Origin of the sequence: Streptomyces atratus, assembly GCF_014648655.1 — a bacterium.
Lineage (GTDB): Bacteria > Actinomycetota > Actinomycetes > Streptomycetales > Streptomycetaceae > Streptomyces > Streptomyces atratus.
This window is the reverse complement of sequence record NZ_BMRN01000001.1, coordinates 619,082-636,583: the sequence shown is the minus strand read 5'-3', so window position 1 is coordinate 636,583 and position 17,502 is coordinate 619,082. Positions and strand designations below refer to the sequence as shown.

The 17,502-nt window shown below is 69.6% G+C and carries 11 protein-coding genes and 1 pseudogene; 4 read left to right on the top strand and 8 right to left on the bottom strand.

The window, feature by feature from the left end; translation table 11 throughout:
• Positions 1 to 4: 4 nt before the first annotated feature.
• Both IEZ15_RS02785 and trhA read right to left on the bottom strand, forming a co-directional pair.
• Positions 5 to 1,522: an MFS transporter gene (locus IEZ15_RS02785; RefSeq protein ID WP_189273843.1), complete on the bottom strand. Its 1,518-nt coding sequence runs from the start codon at positions 1,520 to 1,522 to the stop codon at positions 5 to 7.
• Positions 1,523 to 1,673: 151 nt separating this feature from the next.
• Complete coding sequence (gene trhA / locus IEZ15_RS02780; protein WP_114246338.1) at positions 1,674 to 2,372, bottom strand: PAQR family membrane homeostasis protein TrhA; 699 nt, start codon at positions 2,370 to 2,372, stop codon at positions 1,674 to 1,676.
• 196 nt (positions 2,373 to 2,568) lie between these two features.
• On the opposite strand from trhA, the gene IEZ15_RS02775 reads away from it, so the two are divergent.
• The gene (locus tag IEZ15_RS02775; protein WP_189273841.1) at positions 2,569 to 4,419 is read left to right on the top strand and encodes a phosphoenolpyruvate carboxykinase (GTP); all 1,851 of its coding nucleotides are present in this window, start codon (positions 2,569 to 2,571) and stop codon (positions 4,417 to 4,419) included.
• Positions 4,420 to 4,692: 273 nt separating this feature from the next.
• Complete coding sequence (locus IEZ15_RS02770) at positions 4,693 to 6,438, top strand: YncE family protein (RefSeq protein WP_189273839.1); 1,746 nt, start codon at positions 4,693 to 4,695, stop codon at positions 6,436 to 6,438.
• Positions 6,439 to 6,489: 51 nt separating this feature from the next.
• Here the strand turns inward: IEZ15_RS02770 and IEZ15_RS02765 are convergent, their stop codons facing one another.
• The 6 genes and pseudogenes from IEZ15_RS02765 to IEZ15_RS02745 form a co-directional block, all read right to left on the bottom strand.
• Positions 6,490 to 6,900, bottom strand: coding sequence for an SCO4983 family protein (locus IEZ15_RS02765; protein WP_189273837.1), 411 nt, complete (start codon positions 6,898 to 6,900; stop codon positions 6,490 to 6,492).
• 97 nt (positions 6,901 to 6,997) lie between these two features.
• Positions 6,998 to 8,209 (bottom strand): pyridoxal phosphate-dependent aminotransferase, encoded by a 1,212-nt coding sequence (locus IEZ15_RS02760; RefSeq protein ID WP_114246341.1) that lies wholly within the window; start codon positions 8,207 to 8,209, stop codon positions 6,998 to 7,000.
• Positions 8,210 to 8,496: 287 nt separating this feature from the next.
• Positions 8,497 to 9,354 (bottom strand): arylamine N-acetyltransferase family protein, encoded by an 858-nt coding sequence (locus tag IEZ15_RS02755; protein ID WP_189273984.1) that lies wholly within the window; start codon positions 9,352 to 9,354, stop codon positions 8,497 to 8,499.
• A gap of 183 nt (positions 9,355 to 9,537) precedes the next feature.
• Positions 9,538 to 9,717, bottom strand: a pseudogene (locus tag IEZ15_RS46970) (NAD(P)-dependent oxidoreductase); the annotation flags it as partial.
• A gap of 28 nt (positions 9,718 to 9,745) precedes the next feature.
• Positions 9,746 to 10,471: a response regulator gene (locus IEZ15_RS02750; RefSeq protein WP_189273835.1), complete on the bottom strand. Its 726-nt coding sequence runs from the start codon at positions 10,469 to 10,471 to the stop codon at positions 9,746 to 9,748.
• Positions 10,468 to 14,763 carry a HAMP domain-containing protein gene (locus IEZ15_RS02745; protein ID WP_189273833.1) on the bottom strand — a complete coding sequence of 1,432 codons (4,296 nt, stop codon included), beginning with the start codon at positions 14,761 to 14,763 and terminating at the stop codon, positions 10,468 to 10,470. Before IEZ15_RS02745 ends, IEZ15_RS02750 begins: the two co-directional genes overlap by 4 nt.
• A gap of 120 nt (positions 14,764 to 14,883) precedes the next feature.
• Between IEZ15_RS02745 and IEZ15_RS02740 the strand changes: the two genes are divergently transcribed.
• Complete coding sequence (locus tag IEZ15_RS02740) at positions 14,884 to 16,797, top strand: SpoIIE family protein phosphatase (protein WP_189273831.1); 1,914 nt, start codon at positions 14,884 to 14,886, stop codon at positions 16,795 to 16,797.
• Positions 16,798 to 16,857: 60 nt separating this feature from the next.
• Complete coding sequence (locus tag IEZ15_RS02735) at positions 16,858 to 17,466, top strand: DUF3626 domain-containing protein (RefSeq protein ID WP_189273829.1); 609 nt, start codon at positions 16,858 to 16,860, stop codon at positions 17,464 to 17,466.
• Positions 17,467 to 17,502 lie beyond the last annotated feature (36 nt).

Sequence of the window (17,502 nt, the reverse complement as noted above, 5' to 3'; positions counted from 1 at the left end):
ATTGTCAGGCATCGGCGGGCGTGGGGGCCACGTCCGTCCGCTCCTGCGAGGGGGTTCGGAGGTTCGTCAGGAACGCCCCGACCAGCAGCGCCGACACCAGGGCCGTGACAGCGATGACGAGAAGCACCACGCTCATGCCGTGGAGATACGCCGCGTCCGCGGAGTCGGCCAGCCGCTGCGCGCCGAGCTTCGCCGCGACGACATGGGCGGCGACGACCGAGTCCCCGGCCGTGTCCGCGGCGGCGTCCGGTACGCCGGTGGTGTCGAGCCGGCTGCTGTACGCACCGGCGAGCAGGCTGCCCAGCAGCGCGATCCCGAGGGCGCTGCCCGTCTGCCGTACGGTCATCAGCAGCCCCGACCCGCTGCCCGCACGGTCCGCGGGCAGGGCGGCCAGCGCGGCGTCCATCGCGGGGACGACGGCGAAGCCGAAGCCGACCCCGGCGACGGAGAGCCACAGCGCCGTGAAGCCGTAACCGCTGTCGACCGTCGTACGGCTGCCCAGGAGCGCGGCGAAGGCGAGCACGACCAGGCCCGCCGTCATCGTGGCGCGCGCCCCGAACCGCCGGGTGACGGGGGCGCCCGTCTTCGCGGCGAGGATCAGCCCGCCCATCATCGGCAGCATCCGCAGCCCCGTACCGAACGCGTCGTGGCCCAGGGCCGCCTGGAGGTAGCCGGGCAGGATGAACATCAGCCCCGACATCACGAACATCACCAGGGTCGCGGCGAGCGCGCTCAGCAGGAACGGGCGCTGCCGCAGCAGCGACATGTCGAGCATCGGACGCTCGGCGCCGCGTTCCCGTACGACGAGCGCGGCGATCAGCACGACACCGGCGGCCGACATGCCCAGCACCAGCGGGTCGCCCCAGCCGCGCCCGGGCGCCTCGATGATCGCGTAGATCAGCACGCCGAGACCGGTCGCGGTCAGGGCGGTGGAGACGGCATCGACCTTCGGGGAGGCCGGGTCGCTGGTCTCCGGGAGCAGGAACGCGCAGGCGGCGATACCGATCGCCACCATCGGGATGTTGATCAGGAAGATCGAGCCCCACCAGAAGTGGTCCAGCAGCCAGCCGCCCAGGATCGGGCCGAGAGGCAGCCCGAGCGCGGACGCGGCCGAGACGATGCCGATGGCCTTGACCCGGTCCTCGGGCGCGCCGAACAGCGACGGCAGCACCGCCAGCGCGAGCGGCATCACGAGCGCCGCGCCGATGCCCATCACGCAGCGGGCGGTCACGACGGCGGGCACGGCGTCGGCGAGCGAGCCGATGAGCGAGCCGATCAGAAAGATGCCGAGGCCGGTGATGAGCATCCGGCGACGGCCGAACCGGTCACCGAGCAGCCCGGCCGGGAGCATCAGAGCGGCGAAGACCACGACGTATGCATCCGCCATCCACTGCTGCTCGCCGGTGGTCGCGCTGAGCTGTTCGGCCATGGTCGGCAGCGCCACGTTGAGGATCGTCATGTCGAATCCGAGGACGAGCGTGCTCGCGACCAGCGCGCCCAGGGCCCACCAGCGTCGGTTCATGGGAAAACTCCTTCGAGAGTCACAGTCAAGTGAAAGTAACTCTCAAAAGATGGTGAGTGTCAATGTGTATCGCCTGTCCGGGCCCGGGAATGACGAATGGCCGCGGCTTTCGAGCCACGGCCATTGCGGGGGAGGAGGTGGAAGGGAGTGCTCAGCTGTGGTTGTAGGCCACCAGTGAGATGCCGACGTAGTGCACGACGAAGGCCGCCAGGGTCAGCGAATGGAACACCTCATGGAAGCCGAACCACCGCGGTGACGGATTGGGCCGCTTGATGCCGTAGATGACACCGCCGGCGCTGTAGAGCAGCCCGCCGACGACGACCAGCACCAGCACGGCGATCCCGCCGGTCCGCATGAAGTCCGGCAGGAAGAAGACCGCGGCCCAGCCCATCGCTATGTAACAGGGCGTGTAGAGCCAGCGCGGGGCGCCGACCCAGAACACCCGGAAGGCTATGCCCGCGGTCGCCGCCGCCCAGACCGCCCACAGGAGCGGCGTCCCGGTCGACTCGGGGAGCAGGAGCAGGGTCAGTGGGGTGTAGGTGCCCGCGATGATCAGGAAAATGTTGGCGTGGTCGAGCCGGCGGAGCACCGCCTCGCCGCGCGGACCCCAGGTGCCGCGGTGGTAGAGCGCGCTCACGCCGAACAGCAGGCACGCGGTCAGGACGTAGATGCCGCAGGCGATCCGGCCGCGGACGCTGTCCGTCAGCGCGATCAGCACGATCCCCGCGACGATCACGGCGGGAAACATTCCGGCGTGCAGCCAGCCACGCATCCGTGGTTTCACCGGGACGGCGTCGGACTCGGCTGTTTCCAGCCCGGCTGGCTCGGGCGCGGCGGCGGCAGCAGTCATTCCCGCATCGTACCTACGCAACCGTAGGTAACGAATGCGAGTGGCGATGCTCACGTGGGCGGCCCCCTGGACATATGGGCGAATCGGTCGGATGATCAAATGAGTGCGTTCGGCACCGGATGAGCGGCTACGAAGCATCCGGGTCGCGGCCCCCACGGGGCAACTACCAAACAGACACCCTCATCAAGGAGCGATCGTGGCGCGCGACATCGCGGCTCCCCTCACTGCCCCCACCGACCACCAGGAGCTCGTTTCCTGGGTGAATGAGATCGCAGCCATCACCGAGCCGGACCGGGTGGTCTGGTGCGACGGCTCCGAGGCCGAGTACGAGCGCCTGTGCGGGGAGCTCGTGGCCAAGGGCACGTTCACGAAGCTGGACGAGATCAAGCGCCCGAACTCCTACTACGCCGCGTCCGACCCCAGTGACGTCGCGCGCGTCGAGGACCGCACCTTCATCTGCTCCGAGAAGGAGGAGGACGCGGGCCCGACGAACCACTGGAAGGCCCCCGCCGAGATGCGGGCCATCTTCACGGGGGAAGAGGGAAACAGCTTCACCGGTGAGAAGGGTGTCTTCCGCGGTTCCATGCGCGGTCGCACGATGTACGTCGTCCCGTTCTGCATGGGCCCCGTCGGCTCCCCGCTCTCCGCGATCGGCGTCGAGATCACCGACTCCGCGTACGTCGCCGTCTCGATGCGCACCATGACGCGCATGGGACAGGCCGTCCTCGACGAGCTCGGCACCGACGGCTTCTTCGTCAAGGCCGTCCACACGCTGGGCGCACCCCTGGAAGAGGGCCAGGAGGACGTTCCGTGGCCGTGCAACACCACCAAGTACATCTCGCACTTCCCCGAGGACCGCGAGATCTGGTCGTACGGCTCCGGCTACGGCGGCAACGCCCTGCTCGGCAAGAAGTGCTACGCGCTGCGCATCGCCTCCGTCATGGCGCGCGACGAGGGCTGGCTCGCCGAGCACATGCTGATCCTCAAGCTCACGCCGCCGCAGGGTGAGCCGAAGTACGTTGCCGCCGCGTTCCCGAGTGCCTGCGGCAAGACCAACCTCGCCATGCTGGAGCCCACGATCTCCGGCTGGACCGTCGAGACCATCGGTGACGACATCGCCTGGATGCGGTTCGGCGAGGACGGCCGCCTCTACGCGATCAACCCCGAGGCCGGTTTCTTCGGCGTCGCGCCCGGCACCGGCGAGCACACCAACGCCAACGCCATGAAGACCATGTGGGGCAACTCCGTCTTCACCAACGTCGCGCTCACCGACGACGGTGACGTCTGGTGGGAGGGTATGACCGAGACCGCCCCCGCCCACCTCACGGACTGGAAGGGCAACGACTGGACGCCCGCGTCCGACACGCCCGCCGCCCACCCCAACGCCCGCTTCACCGTCCCGGCCGGCCAGTGCCCGATCATCGCGCCCGAGTGGGAGGACCCGAAGGGCGTGCCGATCTCGGCCATCCTCTTCGGTGGCCGCCGCGCCTCGGCCGTACCGCTGGTCACCGAGTCCTTCAACTGGCAGCACGGCGTCTTCCTCGGAGCCAACGTCGCCTCCGAGAAGACCGCCGCAGCCGAGGGCAAGGTCGGCGAGCTGCGCCGCGACCCGTTCGCCATGCTGCCGTTCTGCGGCTACAACATGGGCGACTACATGAACCACTGGATCAAGGTCGGCGCGGACAAGCCGGACCAGTCGAAGCTCCCGAAGATCTACTACGTGAACTGGTTCCGCAAGAACGACGCGGGCAAGTTCGTGTGGCCCGGCTTCGGCGAGAACAGCCGCGTCCTGAAGTGGATCGTCGAGCGCCTGGAGGGCAAGGCCGAGGGCGTCGAGACGCCGATCGGCGTCCTGCCCGCCAAGGGCGCCCTGGACACCGAAGGCCTGGACCTCTCCGACTCCGACCTGGACTTCCTGCTCGACGTCGACAAGGAAGTCTGGCGCGAGGAGGCGGGGCTGATCCCCGAGCACCTCAACACCTTCGGTGACCACACGCCGAAGGAGCTGTGGGACGAGTACCGCGCGCTGGTCCAGCGCCTGGGCTGACGCCCCCGGGCGCACCCCGCGCGGATGCGCCCCCCACACCCCGCGGCCGGGTCTCCGGACATCCGCCCTGACCTGTGGGGTCAATGGCCCGCCGCGGTACGGCCCCCGGAATCCCCTTACGGTTCCGGGGGTCGCCCTTTCCTGCCCCTTTTATAAAGAACGTCCAAGCATCGCCATAAGCTTGCACACAACACCTCCACAACGCTTCGATGTTCCTTCACATCGCCTCCGGTCGAGCCGGCCGGGGGTCAACCTGGCCTGTGGGGGACTCAGTTGAACAAGATCCGGCATCATGGACGCATCGCGGCGACGCTGGCCGCGCTGACACTCAGTACCGCGGGACTCACCGCCCTCGCCCCGCCCGCCGCGCATGCGGCCGGCGGCCCCGTGGCCGGCGACACCGTGGCCAAGCTGCCGATCTCGTCGTACTCGGCCATGGTCGTCGACTCCGTGCACGAACGGGTCTACATCACGGACGACCGCAGGGAACGGGTCGCGAACCAAGTTCACGTCTACAACTTCGAGGGGCAGAAGGTCGGTTCGCTGCCCACCGGTACCGCGCCGTCCGGGATGGCCCTCAGTACGGACAGCGGGACGCTCTATGTCGCGCAGTCCTCGGGAATCCTCGCGTTCGACACCGTGACACAGGAGCGCACCGGCTTCGCCTTCACCACCGCCGACGTGGGCTGCCCGCGCGATGTCGCCTTCGTCGGCGGCAAGGAGTGGCACACCGAGACGCCGACCTACTCCGGCTGCGACACGTACCGGACCTGGCTGTACGGCACGAACGGCACCCAGTCCGTCAACACCGGCTGGAACGCCGCGGGCCGGCTGCGGCTGGCGAGCGGCCCCGAGGCGCCCGACCGTCTGGTCATGGCGCAGGCCCGCAGCACGGGGGAGCCGAACCCGTTCCTCGCCACGTTCGACGCGAGCGGCGAGACGCTCGTGCGCGGCCCGGAGCGCCGGTTCGCGGACAGTGAGGGCCAGGGCGCGCTCGACATGAAGGACGTCGCCCAGTCCGCCGACGGCCGGCGGATCGCCGTCGCCGACGCCGCCTACGGCGCGGGCACCCGGCTCCTGGACGCCGCGGACCTGTCCGACGCGCCGACCGCGTACCAGCCGCTGCCCGAGGAGGCCAAGGCGTCCGCGGTCGCCTTCAGCGGCGACGGCAAGTACATCGCCCGGGGCGCCGCGGCGACCGGGTCCACGGCCGACCTGCTGGTGCAGCCCGCGGACCCGGCAGACGGTACGGCTCCGCTGGAGTTCGCCTTCGAGGGCGCGCTCGACGGGGACCGGATCGCTCCGCGCGGGCTCGGCTGGTCGAAGGACGGGGCGCGCCTGTTCGCCGTCACCGCCAGCACGTCCGGCAACGAGTTCTGGCTGCACATCATCCAGCCCCCGGCCGCCCAGTACGACTCCCGTTTCACCGGCACTCTCTCCACCACCCCGGGGAAGCCCGTGGTCGGCGAACCCCTCGGTATCCGGGGCCGGCTGGAGCTGGACGGGCCCGCGCCCGCCGAGCCGGTCAGGGTGACCGCGGTACGCCACGACGCGAACGGCGACCGCAAGCTGGCCCCCGTCGAGGTCGACGCCGACGGTTCGTTCACCGTTCTCGACGTCCCGTCGCTGGTCGGCGACGCCACCTACAGCGTCTCCTTCACCGGTGACATCACCCACCGTCCGGCCGAGGACATCGCGCTCTCCGTCGCGGTCGCCAAGGCCCCGACCGCCATCACGCTCACGGCCCCCGCGGAGGCGACGAAGAGCGCGGGCCTGACGATCACCGGCACCCTGACCGGTCAGGGACGTTCGCTCCCCGCCGGGATCACCCTGTCCGTGCAGCGCACCGACAGAAAGGGCACCGGCACGCTGACATCGGCAGCAGTCGCGCCCGACGGCACCTTCACGGTCAACGACCTGCCCCGGGCCGCCGGCCAGGTGACGTACGAGGTCGGCTACTCGGGTGACGACCTGCACAGCGCATCGACGGCGTCGGCGACGGTACGGGTCCGCAACTAGCAACGGGTGGCACCCGGTCCACGCGCCTCGGCGGCCCGTGGACCGGGGCCGTCAGAGGGCGCCGACCAGTCGCGAGGGGGCGGCGGGGGCGGTGGCAGCGGCGATCGCCGCCGTGTGGGCGTCCATGCGCTCGGCCGCGAGAATCGCGACGGCCGTGTCGGCGCGGGACGCGGCCACCACCAGTGCGCGGCCCGCGAGGGCATGGGCCCGGCGGTGCAGCGCGAGTGCGGGTGCATCGGTCAGACCGGCGTGCCGGGCGGGCGGCGCGCCGCGCAGCCTGGCCACCTGCTCGGCGATGCGGTCGCCCGCCGCGCCGAGATCCAGCTCGTCGGTGACCGCGAGAAGTGCGGCCAGGTGTCCGGCGAGCTGGATGTCCAGCTCTTCCTCGCGGGAACGGTGCGGGAAGTCGTCGGCGTGGTCGGCCGGTGTGTGGACCGATTTGGTGCGGATCGGTTCGTACATGGATGGCCTCCTGGTGTTGCTGTGGAACCATCCTACATTGGATTCAGTCTAAAGTTATCTGCAATCGATGTCGGGGTGGAGGGAGGACGGCCGTCCGCTAAGGCTGGCCGTATCCGTCCAGGAAGTGCGCGATCCGGGTCACCGCGTCCGTCAGGTCCTCGGTCGAGGGCAGCGTCACGACACGGAAGTGATCGGGCTCCGGCCAGTTGAACCCGGTACCGTGCACGACCATGATCTTCTCGGCCCGCAGCAGGTCGAGGACCATCTGCCGGTCGTCCTTGATCTTGTAGACCTTGGGGTCGAGGCGCGGGAAGAGATACAGCGCCCCCTTCGGCTTCACGCAGGTCACGCCGGGGATCCGGGTCAGCAGGTCGTATGCGACATCCCGCTGCTCCAGGATCCGCCCGCCCGGCAGCACCAGATCGTTGATCGACTGCCGCCCGCCGAGCGCGGTGGCCACGGCGTGCTGCGACGGCATATTGGCGCACAGCCGCATATTGGCGAGGATCGTCAGCCCCTCGATGTACGAGGAGGCGTGCGCCTTCGGACCACAGACCGCCATCCACCCCGAGCGGTATCCGGCCACCCGGTAGTTCTTGGAGAGTCCGTTGAAGGTGAGCACCATCAGATCGGGCGCGATCGTCGCGGTCGGGGTGTGGGTCGCTCCGTCGTACAGGATCCGGTCGTAGATCTCGTCGGAGCAGACGACCAGATTGTGGCGCCGGGCGATCTCCGTCAGCCCGCGCAGCATCTCGTCGTCGTACACCGCACCCGTCGGATTGTTCGGGTTGATGATCACGAGCGCCTTGGTGCGGTCGGTGATCTTCCGCTCGATGTCGGCGAGGTCCGGCATCCAGTCGGCCTGCTCATCGCACAGGTAGTGCACGGCCGTACCGCCGGCCAGCGACACCGAGGCGGTCCACAGCGGATAGTCCGGAGCCGGTACGAGGACCTCGTCGCCGTCGTCCAGCAATGCCTGCATCGACATCTGGATCAGCTCGGAGACGCCGTTGCCCAGGTAGATGTCCTCGACGTCGAGGTCGATCCCCTTGGTCTGGTAGTGCTGCATCACCGCCCGACGCGCGGACAGCAGCCCCTTCGCATCGCCGTAACCGTGCGCCCCGGAGAGGTTGCGCAGTATGTCCTCGAGAATCTCGGGCGGGCACTCGAACCCGAACGCGGCAGGGTTGCCGGTGTTCAGCTTGAGGATGCGGTGACCGGCTGCTTCCAGCCGCATCGCCTCCTCGAGCACGGGGCCCCGGATTTCGTAACAGACATTGGCGAGCTTCGTGGACTGGATGACCTGCATGTCTGGGAGCTTACGACTGCGTTTCACGCGCCGCCCGGGCTTTCCCCTCCGGTTGCCCCACCCGGGTAACCCCGGCGCCCCGCTCCGTCTTCCATAGCCATGCGCCCACCGCCCCCGGACCGTGGGAACGCCGGTCCGGGGCGGGGCGGGGCTTGGAATGGGCCGGAACGGGGGCGTGACGGATGCGAACGGGTGAGATGCGCCACGTGAGCGGCAGTGTTCGGGGCGTGAGGGGCGTGAGGGGCGCGGGGGCGGGGCGTTGGGGGCGCGAGGGTGCTTCCCCGCCATCACTCCGGCAGCCGTGTACCCCGGGGGAGATGGATGCCGAAGTCGGCTGCCAGCACCCGGAGCACCTCGGCGCCGTCCGCCAGCTCCCGTTCCTCACGGGTGCCGTCGTTCGCCGTGACCGCGAGTGTGCGGCCGGTGAGGGACAGGTGGGTGTCCGGGGTGGTGCGCTGGACGTACACCTGGTGCTGGAACGGGGAGCGCGGGTTGGTCGCGATGTGCCAGTTGATGACTTCGTAGTCCGGCGCCTCGAACGGTTCCAGTGTGAAGGCGTACTGGGCCACCCACCTCCCGTCGGCGGTCTGCGCCTGGAGCTCCCACTGCTCCAGCGGCCCGTCGTGCGGAGTGTTCACGAGCCGGTGGCGGCGCGGGGAGTCGTGCAGCTCCGCGTCCGCGACCAGGGGGATCGGCTCCAGCAGCGAGCCGGTGGCGCCGAAGCCGACATCGGCCAGATACGGGGTCGGCTCGCCCGGCACCTCGGCCCGCATCAGCATGTGGGTGCGCGGCCGTACGTCCCCGGGCCCGGCCCCCAGCACGACCCGTGCGCAGAGCAGCGTGATCCTGAACCCGAGCGCGGTCAGCGCGGCGGCGAGCAGGGTGTTCTGCTCGTAGCAGTACCCGCCGCGCCCACCCCGTACGAGCTTCGCCTCCAGGTCCGCGAGCGCGAGCGAGGGCGCGTTGCCCAGAACGGGGTCCAGGTTCTCGAACGGGATGCCCAGTGCGTGGGCACGATGCACGGAGCGCAGCACCTCCGCGGTGGGCCGGCGCTCCCCGGTCCAGCCGATGCGGGCGAGATAGGCGTCGAGGTCGAGGCCGGGGGCGGTGCGGTGGCCGTGGTCGGCTTCGCGGTCGGATGTCATGCGCCGACCGTACGCAATCGGGTGGGTCACAGTGCCGGCAGGCCGACCACACCCGTCGTGCTCTCGTTGCCGCGCCCGTCCGCGAGGAGACGTTCCATCAGGGCCGGGTACGGAGTACGGAGTCAGCAGTTCGGCGCTGACCCCCTGCTCCTCGGCCGTGCGCAGCAGGGTGGCGTTGCCCGCGATCTGCATGGCGAGGTTGGACACCACCCCGCGCGTGCAGTCCCCGTCGGCCAGTTGGGCGGCGGCCGCGTGCACGGAGGACGTCATGGCGACGAGCCGGTCGGCGAGCAGCGGGGCGAAGGCCGTGGGCTCGATGTTCTCCTTGCGGATCAGGGTGAACGCGTGCGAGCGATGAATCACGCGTGATGAATCACGTCCGGGCGCGCTCCTATGTCTCGCGTGCCGCCATCAGCCGTTCCACGGCCTGTTCCAGTTCGACGATGCGGTCGGCGAGGTCGGCCCGGCCAGGGCTGTCGGCATCTCGTAGCAGGAGTTCCGCCTGGGCGAGTCGGCCGGCGACCTCGGCGAGCCGGTCGGGCACTTTCGGGGGTGCCGGGTGTTCCGCGGGGTCCGTAGGGTCCGTGTGGTCCGTACCGTACGACGGCTCGGCGGATGCGTGAGCGTCAGGGGCGGCCGACGGGATCCCGGGGTGGCCGCCGTCGGCCGTCAGGAGGCGCTTCAACTGTTCGGCCTGGTCGACGAGTTGGCGGTTCTTGCGGTGCAGGTCCAGGAAGACGTTGACCTTGGTCCGCAGCAGCCAGGGGTCGAACGGCTTGATCAGGAAATCGGCGGCGCCGACCGTATAGCCGCGGTAGGCGTAGTTCGGATCGACTGCGGCACCGGTCAGAAGGATGATCGGGACGTCCTTCGTCTGGTCGAGCCCCTTGATGTTGGCGGCGGTCTCGAAGCCGTTCATGCCCGGCATCATCACGTCGATGAGCACGACCGCGAATTCCTGGCGCAGCATCGCCTTGAGGGCTTCCTCGCCCGATTGTGCGCGGACCACTTGGGCCAGCGAGCCGAGTACGGCTTCGAGAGCCACCAGATTCTCCTCCATGTCGTCGACGATGAGGATGCTGGAGGTCTCCGATGCTGCTTCCCGTGTCGCCGTCATGACGGCCGCCCTGTTGCGTCGTTGTCGTCGTCCCCGCCGGCCGGGGTGCCATCTTCCTGGTCCGGGAGGGTGCCGTTCCGGTCCCGGTCCGTGGAGCGGGCGTTGTCGGAGGGATCGGGCCGTGGCTCCGGTGAAGTGCACTGCGGGTCGAGGAGCCGGCAGATCACGGACAGCAGGCGGTCGACGTCCACCGGCTTGGGGACGTAGTCGTTCGCGCCGCTCTCGATGGCTTTCTCACGGTCACCGGGCATGGCCTTCGCGGTGAGCGCGATGACCGGCAGGCCCGCGAAACGAGGTGTGCGGCGGATCGCCGCGATCATCTCGTATCCATCCATTTCGGGCATCATGATGTCCATCAGCACCAGTGATACGTCAGGTGTCCGATCGAGGACCTCAAGGCCCTCGCGGCCGTTCTCCGCGTACTTGACGCTGATGCCGACGCGGCCCAGCACATGCGTCAGTGCGAAGACGTTCCGGATGTCGTCGTCGACGATGAGGATGCGACGGTTGGCCAGCACGCCGGCGGCGCGGCCGCTCAGCCAGTCCTTCAGCCGGGTCGTCTCCGGCCAGCTGACGTCGTCGCCGCCGTCGGGCCGGGTTCCGGTACGGGACAAGGAATCCGGGGTGCTGAGCGCATCGGCCTGCGCGGCTCCGGGCCGGGCCGCGGGCCGGCCGGCCAGGCGGGTCGGGCCGGTGATGGCTCGGGTGGCGCCGCTCGCGGGGCGCGGTTCGACCGCGGGGACGGCGTCGGAGGGCGGACTTGTGTAGTGCGCGGGGACGAAGAGGGTGAAGGTGGAGCCGACGTCCGGCTCGCTCTCGGCGATGATCCGGCCGCCGAGCAGGCCCGCCATTTCCCGGCTGATGGAGAGACCGAGCCCGGTGCCGCCGTATTTGCGGTTGGTGGTGCCGTCGGACTGCTGGAACGCCTCGAAGATCCCGTCGAGCTTCTCCGGCGGGATACCGATTCCGGTGTCCTTGACGCTCAGGGCGATGACGGCGTCGGCGTTGCGCAGCGTCTCCTCCTCGAAGTCCGAGGGCGTCGCGCGTTCGACGAGCAGTTGCACTCCGCCGGACAAGGTGAACTTCATCGCGTTGGAGAGGAGGTTGCGGAGGATCTGCTGGAGACGCTGCTCGTCGGAGAAGAGTTCGAGGGGTACGTTCTCGCCGACCTTGATGTCGAACGACAGGCCGCGGTCCAGCGAGAGCGGCTGGAACGTCGCCCGTACGTAGTCGAGCAGCTTGATCAGCGGCAGCGTCTTGGGATGCACATCCATCCGGCCTGCTTCGATCTTCGACAGATCGAGGATGTCGTTGATCAGTTGCAGCAGGTCGGAGCCCGCCCGGTGGATGGTGACGGCGAACTCCACCTCCTGTGGGGAGAGGTGGCCGTCGGGGTTGTCGGCGAGCAGCCGGGACAGCACGAGGAGCGAGTTGAGCGGGGTGCGCAACTCGTGCGACATGTTCGCCAGGAATTCCGACTTGTACTGGGAGGACGTGGCCAGCAGCGCCGCCTTCTCCTCCAGCTCGGCGTTGGTGAGCTGCAACTCGTCGGAGCGCTTGCGCAGTTCGGCGGTCAGGCGCTGGGATTCCGAGAGGAGCGACTCGGTACGGGAGTTGGCGATGATGGTGTTGATGGAGACACCGATCGTGTTCACGAACTGGTCGACAAAGGCGAGGTGGACCTCGCTGAAGCGGCTGAACGAGGCCAGTTCGATGACTCCGAGCACCCGGTCCTCGAAGAGGATCGGCAGGATGACGACGCTGGCCGGGGGCGCTGCGCCGAGGCCGGAACTGATGGTGATGTATTCCGTGGGGACCGACTCGATGAGGATCCGCCGTTTCTCCATGGCGGCCTGGGTGATCAGACCCCAGCCGGGGGAGTCGAGGCTCATCCGGGTACGCCGCCGGCCTTCGGGCTGTCCGATGCCGTAACCGGCCAGGAGCTCGAGGTCCTCGCCGGATGCCGCACCCGCCTCGGCCAGGAAGAACGCGCCGTACTGGGCGTTCACCAGAGGGGTCAGCTCGCGCAGGATCAGGTCGGCGACCTCGACCAGGTCGCGGTGGCCCTGCATGAGTCCGGCGATACGGGTCAGGTTGGACTCGAGCCAGTCCTTGGCGCGGGTGGTCTCACGGAGGTTCGCCACCATGAGGTTGATGTTGTTCTTCAGGGCGGCGACCTCGCCCTGGGCCTCCACCGAGATGGAACCGGACATGTCGCCCTGCGTGACCGCGCTGGCGACCTCGGCGATCGCGCGCACCTGGGTGGTCAGGTTCAGTGCCAGCTCATTGACGCTGGTGGTCAGGCCCTTCCATGTCCCGTAGACGCCCTCCACCCGGGCCTGGCCGCCCAGCTGCCCCTCGCTGCCCACCTCGCGGGCCACCCTGGTCACCTCGGAGGCGAACGCGGAGAGCGTGTCGACCATCGTGTTGATCGTGGACTTCAGTTCCAGGATCTCGCCGCGCGCGTCCACGTCGATCTTCTTCGACAGGTCGCCCTCCGCGACGGCGGTGGCGACCTGGGCGATGTTGCGGACCTGGGAGGTGAGGTTGTCGGCCATGAAGTTGACGTTGTCGGTGAGGTTCTTCCAGACCCCCGAGACGCCGTGTACCTGGGCCTGGCCGCCGAGCCGCCCCTCGGTGCCGACCTCGCGGGCCACCCTGGTCACCTCGTCCGCGAACGCCCGCAACTGCTGGACCATCGTGTTGACGGTGTCCTTCAGCTCCAGGATCTCGCCGCGCGCGTCGACGTCGATCTTCTTCGACAGGTCGCCGTTGGCGACTGCGGTGGTCACCTGGGCGATGTTGCGGACCTGAGAGGTCAGATTGAGCGCCATGCTGTTGACGTTGTCCGTGAGGTCCTTCCAGACCCCGGAAGCGCCCCTGACCTGCGCCTGACCGCCCAGGTTGCCCTCGGTACCGACCTCGCGGGCGACCCTGGTCACCTCGTCGGCGAAGGCGGAGAGCTGGTCGACCATGGTGTTGATCGTCGACTTCAGCTCCAGGATCTCCCCCTTGGCCTCCACGGTGATCGTCTTGCCGAGGTCGCCCTCCGCGACGGCGGTGGCGACCTGGGCGATGTTGCGGACCTGGGAGGTGAGGTTGTCGGCCATGAAGTTGACGTTGTCGGTGAGGTCCTTCCAGACCCCGGACACGCCCCTGACCTGGGCGCGGCCGCCGAGCTGGCCCTCGGTGCCGACCTCGCGGGCGACGCGGGTGACCTCGTCGGCGAAGGCGGAGAGCTGGTCGACCATGGTGTTGATCGTCGACTTCAGCTGCAGGATCTCGCCCCGCGCGTCGACGGTGATCTTCTGACTGAGGTCGCCGTTGGCGACGGCGGTGGTCACCTGGGCGATGTTGCGGACCTGGGACGTCAGGTTGGACGCCATGAAGTTGACGTTGTCGGTGAGGTCCTTCCAGACCCCGGACACGCCCCTGACCTGGGCGCGGCCGCCGAGCTGGCCCTCGGTGCCGACCTCGCGGGCGACCCTGGTCACCTCGTCGGCGAACGCACGCAGCTGGTCGACCATGGTGTTGACCGTGAGCTTCAGCTCCAGCAGCTCGCCGGTGGCTTCGACCGTCACCTGCTGCGTCAGGTCGCCGCGGGCCACCGCCGTCGTCACGACCGCGATGTCCCGCACCTGCGCCGTAAGCCGGGACGCCATCGTATTGACCGCTTCGGTCACATGGAGCCAGTCGCCCGACAGCCCCTGCGCCTTCGCCCGGCCGCCGAGACGGCCCTCGGTGCCGACCTCGCGGGCGACCCGGGTCACCTCGCCGGTGAAGAGGGAGAGCTGGTCCACCATGCGGTTCACACCGATGCCCAGGCGCCGCAGGTCGCCGCGGAGCTGGCGGCTCCCGTCGTGCAGATCGACGTGCTGGGTCAGATCACCGTCCGCGACGGCGTCGAGCACCCGGGTGGCCTTGGCGACGGGCACCACGAGCGCTTCGAGCACCGTATTGGCGGCCTCGGTGTTCGTCGTCCAGGTCCCCGAGCCGGGACTCGCCGAGATCCGCTCGTCCAGCCGTCCCTGTCGGATGATCTCGTGGCGTACCCGCTGGAGCTCCGAGGCGAGATGCGCGTTCCGTGCGACGATCTGCTGGAACACCCCGGCCATTTCGGCCGGCACCCCGTCGGGCAGGGTGGCCCCGCCCCGTTCCTCCGAGTCCTCCACTCGCGCCGTGAAATCACCGTCGCACAGGGCCTTCATCGCGGCGAGCAACGGGCGCAGATCGCTCGTACGAACCCACTGCCCGTCTTGTTCCGCGCCGGGCCGGGCCGGGGCCAGTGCCATGGAAACACCCTCCGCCCAAGATCCATTGGTGCTCGCCAGAGGTTCCTTTAGTCACGCATGTCATAGTATAAAGCGCACGAAAGTACTCTTTCTCGTGCGTATTTGGTGCATACGGGAGGAATGGTGATCCCGTTGTCCGTACACGCGAGCCAGTCCGTGTCCAGGAAGGGGCTGTCGGCGAACCAGCTGGCGGCCGCCCGGGCGCGGGAATTCGTGTGTGCGGCGCTCCACGGGTGGACGGCGGCGCTCGCGGACGGGCACGGGGGAGAGGCGTCGGCCACCGATGCGGGCGCGGTCCCCGCTCCGGTGCCGGTCCCCGAGGAGTTCGAGGGGCTCGTCGACGACGCCGTCCTGCTCGTCAGCGAACTGGTCACCAACGCCGTCATGTACGCCGGCACCGATATCGACGTGGTCTGCCGCCTGGAGCGGAACCCGGCCACCCGGGTGGGCGTCGTCGTGGAGGTCGTGGACCGTCACCCCTCCAGAGGGGTACGCGGCGGAGTGGACACCCGGCACGGTGAGCCCGGCTACGGCCTCCAGCTGGTGAACGCGCTCTCGGAGTCCTGGGGCGTGACCTACCGGCGGGCGGAGAAGCGGGTCTGGTTCCGGCTGGAGGTCGCGGAGAGAGAGACACCTGCGAAAGATCCGGCCTCCTCCCGGCCCGGTACCACCGAGCCCGGCAGCGGCGCACGGTCCCGTGACGCAGGGCCCCCCGCACATCCGGCGCAAGCCCACGGGCACGCCCTCGAGTGGGCCGACCGCGGCGGCCCGTCGTTCCTCGCCGAGACCAGTGAACTCCTGGCGGGCCAGCTCGACGAGGCCATGGTCACCGCGCTCGCCGCCCAGATGCTCGTACCCCGGCTCGCGGACTGGTGCGGCATCTGGCTCAGCACGCCGGGGAGGGGCCTGCAACTGTCCCGGGTCTGGCACGCCGACGAGCAGCGCATGACTCCGCTGCGGGAGGAACTGGAACGGTTTCCGCCGCCCACCGCGCTCCGCGCCGGGGGTACGCCCTGGCCGTGGCCGGAGAGTGCCGGCGCCGACCGTGCGGGCGGGTCGGCGTTCGCCTTCCCGCTCGTCGCCCGCGACAGCGACCAGGGCGTACTGCTGCTCGGCCGGGCCGGGCAGCGGCAGATGACCGACACCGTGGTGCGGATGGTGCAGGACGTGGCCCGCAGGGTCGCGCAGGCCGTGTTCACCGCCCGCCAGTACACCCGGCAGCGCAGGATCAGCGCCGCGCTCCAGCGCAGGCAGCTGCCGGCGACGCTGGCCACGATCGCCGGCGTCGACACGGCGATCGTCTACGAGCCGCACGGCGAGGGCCAGACCGTCGGCGGCGACTTCTACGACATCTTCCCGATGGGCGAGGACCACTGGTGCTTCCTGCTCGGGGACGTGCAGGGAAAGGACCCGGAGGCGATGTCCGTCACCGGCCTCGCCCGGCACCTGGTGAGGCTGCTGGCGCGCGAGGGCCATGGCGTCGAGTCGGTGCTCGGCCGGCTGAACGTCGCGATGGCGGAGGAGAGCGCCGAGGCATTCGCGCTCGGCGCCGAGCAGACGGGCTCCCGCTTTCTGAGCCTCTTGTACGGGGAACTGACGGTCGACCCGTGCGTGGCCGGAGCCCGCTGCACGGTCGCCACCGCAGGTCATCCCCCGCCGCTGCATCTGTTCGCCGACGGCAGGGTGGAACCGGCCTCCGAACCCCAGATGCTGCTCGGCGTCGATGAGGGCGCCGAGTTCCGGGCCGGCACCTTCGACCTCGCGCCCGGTGAGACGTTGTTGTGTGTGACCGACGGCGTCACCGAACGCCGCTGTGGCAACTGGCAGTTGGACGACAACGATGGCCTGGCCGATGTGCTCCGGCAGGGCATGGGGCTGGGGGCGAAGGCGCTTGCGGAGCACGTACGGCGCGCGGCGCACGACTTCGGGGTGGGGCCGGTCGAGGACGACCTCTCGGTACTGGTGCTGCAAGCGGAGGCGGGGGGCTCCTGTGAGCGGCGGACCCGAACGTCGACCCGGGCGGACAGGGCCTGATACCGGCGGCCGGCCGCAATCCGGGTGCGGCGGTGAACCGCACTCCGGCACACTGTGCCGGTGAACGCAGCCCCGTACCCGTCGCCGCAGGTGCGGGCTCTGAGCCATGTCGAGTCCCGGTCCGCGGGCAGGCCGCTCGACCCCGCACTGCCCCTGACGCTGAACTTCCATCCCGACCGGATGGCGGGCGGCCGGCCGATCCTGGTCCGGCTGGCCGAGGACGGTGTCTACCGTTCGCAGTTCGTCACCGGCACCGGCAACGGCGGCCTGACCGCGCGTCCGGGCGGTGACCGGTGGCGCTGGGAGAGCCGGATCTTCGACGGTGCGTATGACGATGCGCCCGCCGAACAGCGGCCGGTGTACGGGGCGTTGAACTTCCGTCGCAGAGCCGTCGGCGCGGCTCCGAGGTTCGGTTCCGCGCACTTCCGGCTGACCGTCGAGCAGTTGCGGCGTCACCCCGACTACCGGGGTGCGGAGTTCGTGGATCTCGGCGCCGAGATCGCACAGGACGGCATGCTCGATCCCCGCATCATCGCAGACGCGGCCCGCACCGGCCGGTACGAGCCGCAGTCGCTCAAGATGGTCTGGCACTGCCTCGCGCGCTTCGGCGCACCGCCGCACCCGACCCGGCCGATCCGGGCACGGAATGTCGGGTCCGCCGGGGTGTGAGCTTCCTGACGTGAGTGCCCGTAAGGGAAGGAGTCC

Coding starts and splice junctions, on each gene's coding strand:
- IEZ15_RS02765 (WP_189273837.1), bottom strand. CDS start 6,900: ATGTACGAACCGATCCGCACCAAATCGGTCCACACACCGGCCGACCAC.
- IEZ15_RS02750 (WP_189273835.1), bottom strand. CDS start 10,471: ATGACGGCGACACGGGAAGCAGCATCGGAGACCTCCAGCATCCTCATC.
- IEZ15_RS02760 (WP_114246341.1), bottom strand. CDS start 8,209: ATGCAGGTCATCCAGTCCACGAAGCTCGCCAATGTCTGTTACGAAATC.
- IEZ15_RS02755 (WP_189273984.1), bottom strand. CDS start 9,354: ATGACATCCGACCGCGAAGCCGACCACGGCCACCGCACCGCCCCCGGC.
- IEZ15_RS02740 (WP_189273831.1), top strand. CDS start 14,884: ATGGTGATCCCGTTGTCCGTACACGCGAGCCAGTCCGTGTCCAGGAAG.
- IEZ15_RS02785 (WP_189273843.1), bottom strand. CDS start 1,522: ATGAACCGACGCTGGTGGGCCCTGGGCGCGCTGGTCGCGAGCACGCTC.
- trhA (WP_114246338.1), bottom strand. CDS start 2,372: ATGACTGCTGCCGCCGCCGCGCCCGAGCCAGCCGGGCTGGAAACAGCC.
- IEZ15_RS02745 (WP_189273833.1), bottom strand. CDS start 14,763: ATGGCACTGGCCCCGGCCCGGCCCGGCGCGGAACAAGACGGGCAGTGG.